This is a genomic window from Propioniciclava sp. (assembly GCF_029977985.1).
Taxonomy (GTDB): domain Bacteria; phylum Actinomycetota; class Actinomycetes; order Propionibacteriales; family Propionibacteriaceae; genus Propioniciclava.
Genome location: NZ_JARKOT010000103.1, coordinates 1 through 7,365 on the forward strand (window position 1 = coordinate 1; position 7,365 = coordinate 7,365).

Here is a 7,365-nt window from a genome sequence, read left to right on the forward strand (position 1 = left end):
CGCCATCGAATCCTCCTTCACCGATCCCACCGACGGCCACGTGTCCCACTTCCCTGCCGGGCGCATCACGCTCACCCCCGCCGACTGGCTCGTCTACGCCCGCCAGCGCAAGGGCCTGCCCCGGGGCGACCTCGACCGCACCGCCCGCCATCGCGCCATCCTCGTCGGCATGCTGCGGCGACTCCGCGCGCTGGCGGCAGCCGACCCCGCCGGGCTGGCCGCCGTGGCCTCCGCGGCAGCCGCCCAGGTGCGCACCACCGGCCTCCTCAGCGCGGAGGTCGCCCTCGCCCTGGCGGCCCGCGCCGGCGCGGGCGCCGGCCCCGACGACGTCACGACCCTCATGGTCCCGGTCGCCGGCTTCGGCACGCGCGGCGCCCAGTCGGTCACGCTGCTCGACGCCACCAAGACCGCCGACCTCGCAGCGGCTCTGGCTACGGGTGACGTCCGCGACTACGCCGCCCGCACCGCGGGCGACCCAGCCACCCGCTGACCGCACCGGCGGCGTCCGCACGGAGTAGCGTGTGCCCCAGCCGAGCGGAGGGTGAAGACATGCAGGACAAGGATCCAGTCACGCTGGTGATCCTGGGGGCGTCGGGGGACCTGACCCACCGGCTGCTGCTGCCGGGCCTCGGCACGCTGTTGAAGTCCCGACCGGAGTACCGCGTGAACCTCGTCGGTGCCGCCGCCGACGACCTCACCGCCGACCAGTGGGCCGATCGCGTGCGGGAAGGACTGGCCGAGGGCGGCTGCCCGGCTGAACGCGTCGAACAGATGGTGGCCGCCACCCGCTTCGAGCACCTCGACGTCACCGATCCGGCCGCCCTCAAGGCCTTCCTCGCCGACTTGGACGCCGCGGGTCACCCCATCGTGTTGTACTTCGCCCTGCCGCCGGCGGTCAGCATCGCCGCATGCGAGGCGATGACGCAGTTCGACCTGCCCGAGGGTATGCGGCTGGCCATCGAGAAGCCGTTCGGGTCGAGCTACGACACGGCACACGCGTTCAACCGGTTGCTCACGTCGCTCGTGCCGGAGCGGCAGATGTACCGGGTCGACCACTACCTCGGCAAGGCGACGGTGTTGAACCTGCTGGGCGTCCGCTTCGGCAACCGCATCTTCGAACCTATCTGGGACACGGCGAACATCGAGCAGATCGAGGTCATCGCCGACGAGTCGCTCGCTCTCGAAGGGCGTGCCGGCTATTACGACCACGCGGGGGCGCTGCGGGACATGATCCAGTCGCACCTGCTGCTCGTCATGGCGATGGTGGCCATGGAGGAGCCCGCGCGGATCGACGAGGTCGAACTGCGCGACCTCATCGTGCACACTCTCCGAGCCACGCACCTGGCTGGCGACGACCCGCTGACGGCGTCGCGGCGGGCGCGTTACACGGCGGGCAGCATCGACGGCAAGGACATCCCCTCCTACGTCGCCGAGGAGGGCGTCGACGCGGCGCGCAACACGGAGACCCTCGCGGAGGTCAACCTCGAGATCCGCAACTCGCGGTGGGCGGGCGTGCCGTTCCGGCTGCGCAGCGGCAAGGCGCTCTGGGACGGCTTCCGGGGGATCGTCATCAAGTTCCGGCCCGTCGTGCATCTTCCGGAGGGCTTCCACAACACGGCCGAACCCAACGTGATGGTGATCGGGCTCACCCCGGAGACCCTCGCCATCGGCATCTCGACGAACGCCGAGGGCGACCGCTGGGACCTCGAGCAGACCACCTTGTCGGCCGACCTGTCCGAGAGCCCGGTACGGCCCTACGGCGAAATCCTGCAAGGCATCCTCGACGACGACCCGCTGCTCAGCGTCCGTGGCGACATGACCGAGGAGTGCTGGCGCATCCTCACGCCCGTGGTGGACGCGTGGGCGTCCGGGGCGGTGCCGATGGACGAGTACAAGGCAGGCTCGAACGGTCCGGACAACTGGCGCTGAGCGCTCCGGTGGCGCTCACGGGCCCGGACGCCTCGGGCTCGGCTCCAGCCCACGACGCTGGGGGCGCTCGGCGGCTCAGCCCTTGACGCCGCCGGCGGTGAGTCCGCTGACGATGTACTTCTGCAGATACATGAACAGCAGGATGATCGGGATGGCCGCGATCACCGCACCGGAGGAGAACAGCGACCACGGCGCGTTGCGCTCGTCGGAACCCCACACGTACAGGCCCACCGCCAGCGTGTAGTTCTCCGGCCGGGCCAAGATGATCCGCGCGAGGATGAAGTCGCCGTAGGTGCCCACGAACGACAGCAGTCCCACGACGGCGAGGATCGGCGTCACGAGGCGCATGATCATGCCCCAGAAGATCTGGGCGTGGGTGGCCCCGTCGATCTTGGCCGCTTCGTCGAGGTCTTGCGGGATCGTGTTGAAGAACCCGTACATGAGGAAGGTGTTCGCGCCCATCGCGCCGCCGAGGTAGACCGCGATCAGGCCCCACACGGAGCCGAGGCCGAGGAACGGGTAGATGTCGCGCAGGCGCAGCAGGAGCAGGAAGATCGCGATGAACGCCAGGAGCTGCGGGAACATCTGGATGATGAGCAGCGCGGTCAGGCCGCCGCGGCGTCCGGCGAACCGGAACCGGCTGAAGGCGTACGCCGCCGCCGCGCCCATGAGCACGGTGCCGATGGCGGTGACCGAGGACACGAGGAAGCTCTGCAACATCCAGCGCGGGAAGTTGGTGGTGCCGAACAGCTCCACGTAGTTGTTCAACGACACGGCCGGGAACAGGCGCGTCGACCCGGTCAGGGTGCCGCCCGGGTTCAGCGAGGCCGAGAGCACGTACAGGATCGGGAAGATGCAGTACGCGATCATGGCGACCGCGAACACGTGCTTCCAGCCGACCTCCTTCCACCAGCGGAAGCCGCGCAGGCGGGTGTCGTTGGCGTTCTCGAGTGCGGTGGCGTTGGTGCTCATCACATGATCTCCTCGAGTTTGCGGGTCTGGCGGAAGCCGAGCCACGAGATGAATCCGACCACGAAGAAGATCAGGATGCTCATGGCGCTGGCGAGGCCGAACTGCCTCACGCCTGACTCGAAGGCCACCGAGTAGACCATCGAGATCAGGATGTCGGTCTCACCGACGATGATCGGGGCGCCCGGATAGTTGGGGCCGCCGCCGGTGAGCATGAAGATGAGGGAGAAGTTGTTGAAGTTGAACGCGAAGCTGGCGATCAGGAGCGGAGCCACCGAGACCATCAGCAGCGGCAGCGTGACGTTCCAGAACCGCTTGACGGGGCCGGCGCCGTCCATGATGCCGGCCTCGGTGAGCTCGCCCGGGATGGCCTGCAGGGCGCCGGTGCACACGAGGAACATGTAGGGGAAACCGAGCCACAGATTCACCATCAGGATCGAGAGCTTGGCGAGCATGCCGTCGCCGAGCCAGTTGATCATCGCGCCACCGAGGAGGGCCTGATTGATGATGCCGAACTGCTGGTTCAGCATGCCTTTCCAGACCAGTGCCGCCAGGAAGGCGGGGAACGCGTACGGCAGGATGAACATGGCGCGGTAGAAGCGGCGCAACTTGATGCGGTCGTCGTTGAACACCACCGCGAGCAGCAGCCCGAGCGCGAAGGTCGACAGCACGCTCAGGATCGCGAACGCGAACGTCCACACCAGCACCGAGAAGAAGGGGCCTTGCAGCCGCGTGTCGGTGAACATGCGCGTGAAGTTGTCGGTGCCCACGAAGACGCGCCAGCCCGGGCTGAGCGAGGTGCCGTCCTGGGCGACGTAGAGCCCCTGCGCCTCGTCGGCCGTGTAGACCTTGCCGTCGGCGTCCGTGAACGTGTCGGCGGCCTGGTCGTAGGTGAGCACCGATCGGGCGGTGTACGCCATCGTGCCGTTGTCGCTGCGCAGCCAGCCGTCAGCCGGGTCGTCGGAGACGCTGACGCGCAGGTCGAGCACCTCCTGGGAGCGCTGCTGGATCTCGGCGAGGTTCAGCACGGACGCGCCCGGCACCTCGGTCGCGCGGCCCCCGGAGATCACCGCCCCGGCCACAGGGGCCAGCGGGTTCTCCTGGGTCCCCACCAGCACCTCGCCGTCCTTGACGACGGCGAACCCGAGGGAGCTGTTCACGTCGACCACCGTCACCGGATAGGTCGGCGTGCCCTCGACGCGTCGGTCTGAGGTCTTCAGGATCTGCGTGATCGCCGGACCCTTCAGATCGTTGTGGCCGTCGCCGTAGTTGGTGAACGCGATATAGGCCGTGTTGGCCATCACGTACACCTGGTAGACGAGAAGGAACACCAGCCCGGGCAGCAGGTACTTGGCCGGGATGGCCCGCTTGCTGAAGTAGATGTAGTCGGCGACCGCGAGGGTCACGGCGAGGAAGACCAGGACCGCCCAGTCTTGCTGACCCCAGGCCGCCATGATGCCGTACAGCCCGAAGGCGTTCACCAGCATCATCAGCACCAGCTTCGCGTAGAAGCCGGGTCGGGTGAGGTCTCGCGCGTGGGAGACCTGCGGTGCCGCCTTGCGGGTCGGCTCGGCCACGCGGGGCCTGGTTTCCGTGCTCACTTGGGAAAACCCTTTCGATCGCTTCGGTGCGCGGGCAAGTGCGCCAGTATCGTCCCACACCGGACGCCGCCGCAACAGCCCCCGACCCGACGACGCGGGGTGGTGCGCAATGCACCACCCCGCGCCTCAGATCATCGGTTGACCAGCCCTCTGGCTCAGAAGGCGGCCTTGATGTTGTTGTTCATCTCGGTCCAGGCGGCAGCCGGGTCGGCGGCCTGGCCGTTGATGATGCTGGCCTCAGCGGCGCCCCAGAAGTTCCACACGGCGGTCATCTCGGGGATGGCCGGCATGGGCTGGCCGTCCTTGCCCGCCTCGGCGAAGCCCGCGAGGACCTCATCCGAGATGGCGTCCGCGGCCTTGGTCGACGCCGGGGTGCGGCCGCCGAGCTCGTGGAGCTTGGTCTGGGCCTCGTCGGACGCCACGTAGTCGAGGAACTGGTTGGCGAGCAGCGTGTTCTCGGTCTTCGAGCTCAGGTAGACGCCCTGGACGCCGAGGAACGGAGCGGCGGCCTGGCCACCGGCCGACGGGATCGGCAGGACCGTGATGTCGAGGCCGGCTTCGGTGAAGTCGCCGGTCCACCACGGGCCGGTCACGATGTACGGGCTGTTGCCGTCGAGGAAGGCCTGCTTGGCCTGGTCGCCACCGATGTTGGCGGAGAGGACGCCCTCGCCGGCCAGCTTCTTCAGGTACTCGGCGAACGCGGCGCCCTCGGCGCCGGCCATGCCCAGCTCGTTGGTGTACTCGCCGTTGGCGTCGGTCTTGAAGACCGGGGCGCCGAACGAGGTCTGCAGCGGGTACAGGTGGTAGGCGTCGCCGTTCTCACCCTGCTGGATGATGACCGGGAACTGCTTGCCGGTCTCCTTGCCCTGAGCGACGAGCTCGTCGAACGTGGCCGGCGTGTCCTGCACGATGGCGTTGTTGCGGACGAGGCCGATGTTCTCGATGGCGTACGGCACGCCGTACAGCTGGCCCTCGCTGCTGAAGGCGGTCTTGGCGATGTCGGAGAGGCCGCCGACGGCGTCGCCCAGCTCGACGGGCGCCACCACGCCGTTGCTCACGAGGTCGCCCAGCCAGTCGTGCGCGCCGACGATGAGGTCGGGGCCCTCACCGGTCGGGGCCTGCGCGATGAAGTCGGTCTTGATGTCGCCCGTGGGCTTCTGCACCACGTCGAGGGACACGCCGGTGGCGGCCTTGAACTCGGTGCCGAGCTCCTTGAAGGCATCGATGCGGGTCTCGTCGACCCAGACGGTCAGGGTGCCGGCGTCGGCGGGCGCCGAGGCGGTGCTGCCCCCGGTCGCGGCGGGCGTCGTGGTGGTTGCGTTGCCACCGCAGGCGGCTAGCGAGAGGCTGAGACCAGCGGCTAGCACTGCAACAATGCTCTTGCGCATCTGTTGAATCTCCTTCATGGGGGGCTGCTCCTCTGCATCCCCGTACACCCAGACTCTAACCGACATCTTGCAATAGATGCGATTCTTTTCCGTAACGTTTCCATAACATGTCGGGGCTTGCGGTGGCGGTACTGAGGCGTACGTGTCATGTTCAGGGTGAGCGGCCGCGCACGCAGACGGTGCGCGCCGCCCCCATGGACTGAAAGCGTTGCAGTAGGCTTGCAACGACATGAGGCGAACGCAGGAGTTCCGATGAGCACGACGGCGAAGACGCGACTGGCCGACCTGGCACGCGCGGCGGGAGTGTCCACCGCCACCGTGTCACGCGTCCTCAACGCCAAGCCCGGGGTCCGGCAGGACACGCGGGACGCCGTCCACGCCGCGGCCGTCGCTCTGGGGTACCCGCTGGACAAGCCGGTACGGCGTCCGGGCTCGGTGGCGATTATGACGGGCGAGCTGTCGAATCCGTCGTTCGCAGCGTTCGCCGAGATGGTCGACACGCTCCTCTACAGCAAGGGCATCCCGAACTTCGTCTGTCCCGCCGGCCCGAGTGGAACGAGCGAGGAGCAGCATCTCGAGGCCCTCCTGGGCCACGACCTGGCCGGCATCGTGTCCATTTCGGGCATGCCCGCGAACAACACCCTGTCGCTCGAGCCCTACCAGCGCGTGATCGCTCGCGGCATCCCCACCGTCTTCATCAACTCGCCCTCCCCCGACCTCGACGCGGGCTTCTTCTCCTGCTCCGACATCGCGGCCGTCACGAGCTCGGTCGACCACCTGCGTTCGCTCGGCCACACGCGGATCGGCCTCGCCGTGGGCCCCGAGCGGTTCCTGCCGGCCCGCCGCAAGGTGGCAGCGTTCGAGGGCCTCGGTCTTGCCGGCGCCAGCATCCAGATGACGAACTTCACCGCGGAAGGAGGCCAGGTCGCCGCGGGCCGGCTCATCGAATCCGACCACACGGCCATCATCTGCGGATCGGACCTCATGGCCCTCGGGGCGATCCGCGAAGCACGCAGCCGGGGGCTCGAGGTGCCCCGCGACCTGTCCGTCGTCGGCTTCGACGACAGCCCCCTGATGGCGTTCACCGACCCCGCGCTCACCACCGTGCGGCAACCCGTGCGGGCCATGTGCGAGGCGGCCGTGTCGGCCCTCCTCCGCGCCCTCGACGGCACCCCCCTTGACCGCACCGAGGTCCTCTTCCATCCCGACCTCATCATCCGCCGCTCGACGGCCCCGGCGCCATGATCGGGCTCGTCGTCGTCGGGCACTCCGTCGAACTCGCCGACGCGGCCGTGGCCTTCGCCACCCGCGCGATCGACGGACCCCTGCCGCAGGTGGTCGTGGCGGCCGGGCGCGACGACGGCTTCCTCGGCACGGACGCCGCTGCGATCAGCCGGGCCATCACGGCGGCGGACTCGGGCGACGGCGTCCTCGTCCTCCTGGACATCGGCAGCGCCCTCATCAGCGCCGAACTGGGC

6 protein-coding genes and 1 pseudogene are annotated in these 7,365 nt (G+C 68.7%); 4 read left to right on the top strand and 3 right to left on the bottom strand.

What is annotated here, in order from left to right; genetic code table 11:
* Positions 1 to 490 (top strand): LCP family protein (locus Q1K57_RS06825; RefSeq protein WP_300080278.1); only part of this gene is annotated, 490 nt, incomplete at its 5' end.
* Between the two features lie 59 nt (positions 491 to 549).
* Positions 550 to 1,929 (top strand): glucose-6-phosphate dehydrogenase, encoded by a 1,380-nt coding sequence (locus Q1K57_RS06830; protein ID WP_300080280.1) that lies wholly within the window; start codon positions 550 to 552, stop codon positions 1,927 to 1,929.
* Between the two features lie 75 nt (positions 1,930 to 2,004).
* On the opposite strand, the gene Q1K57_RS06835 is transcribed toward Q1K57_RS06830, so the two are convergent.
* From Q1K57_RS06835 to Q1K57_RS06845, 3 genes are all read right to left on the bottom strand, one after another.
* Positions 2,005 to 2,901 (bottom strand): sugar ABC transporter permease, encoded by an 897-nt coding sequence (locus tag Q1K57_RS06835; protein WP_300080282.1) that lies wholly within the window; start codon positions 2,899 to 2,901, stop codon positions 2,005 to 2,007.
* Positions 2,901 to 4,499: an ABC transporter permease subunit gene (locus Q1K57_RS06840; RefSeq protein WP_300080284.1), complete on the bottom strand. Its 1,599-nt coding sequence runs from the start codon at positions 4,497 to 4,499 to the stop codon at positions 2,901 to 2,903. The genes Q1K57_RS06835 and Q1K57_RS06840 overlap by 1 nt, the downstream gene beginning before the upstream one ends.
* A gap of 155 nt (positions 4,500 to 4,654) precedes the next feature.
* Positions 4,655 to 5,905: a maltose ABC transporter substrate-binding protein gene (locus Q1K57_RS06845; protein WP_300080286.1), complete on the bottom strand. Its 1,251-nt coding sequence runs from the start codon at positions 5,903 to 5,905 to the stop codon at positions 4,655 to 4,657.
* 234 nt (positions 5,906 to 6,139) lie between these two features.
* Here Q1K57_RS06845 and Q1K57_RS06850 point away from each other — a divergent pair, with 234 nt between their 5' ends.
* Entirely contained in the window at positions 6,140 to 7,132 is a 993-nt protein-coding gene (locus tag Q1K57_RS06850) for a LacI family DNA-binding transcriptional regulator (RefSeq protein ID WP_300080288.1), read from the top strand.
* A pseudogene (locus tag Q1K57_RS06855) lies at positions 7,129 to 7,365 on the top strand (dihydroxyacetone kinase); the annotation flags it as partial. The gene Q1K57_RS06850 and the pseudogene Q1K57_RS06855, both read left to right, overlap by 4 nt.

Bases quoted from the DNA above. Each gene is read 5' to 3' on its own strand.
- Q1K57_RS06830 (WP_300080280.1), top strand. From the start codon at position 550: ATGCAGGACAAGGATCCAGTCACGCTGGTGATCCTGGGGGCGTCGGGG.
- Q1K57_RS06835 (WP_300080282.1), bottom strand. From the start codon at position 2,901: ATGAGCACCAACGCCACCGCACTCGAGAACGCCAACGACACCCGCCTG.
- Q1K57_RS06845 (WP_300080286.1), bottom strand. From the start codon at position 5,905: ATGAAGGAGATTCAACAGATGCGCAAGAGCATTGTTGCAGTGCTAGCC.
- Q1K57_RS06850 (WP_300080288.1), top strand. From the start codon at position 6,140: ATGAGCACGACGGCGAAGACGCGACTGGCCGACCTGGCACGCGCGGCG.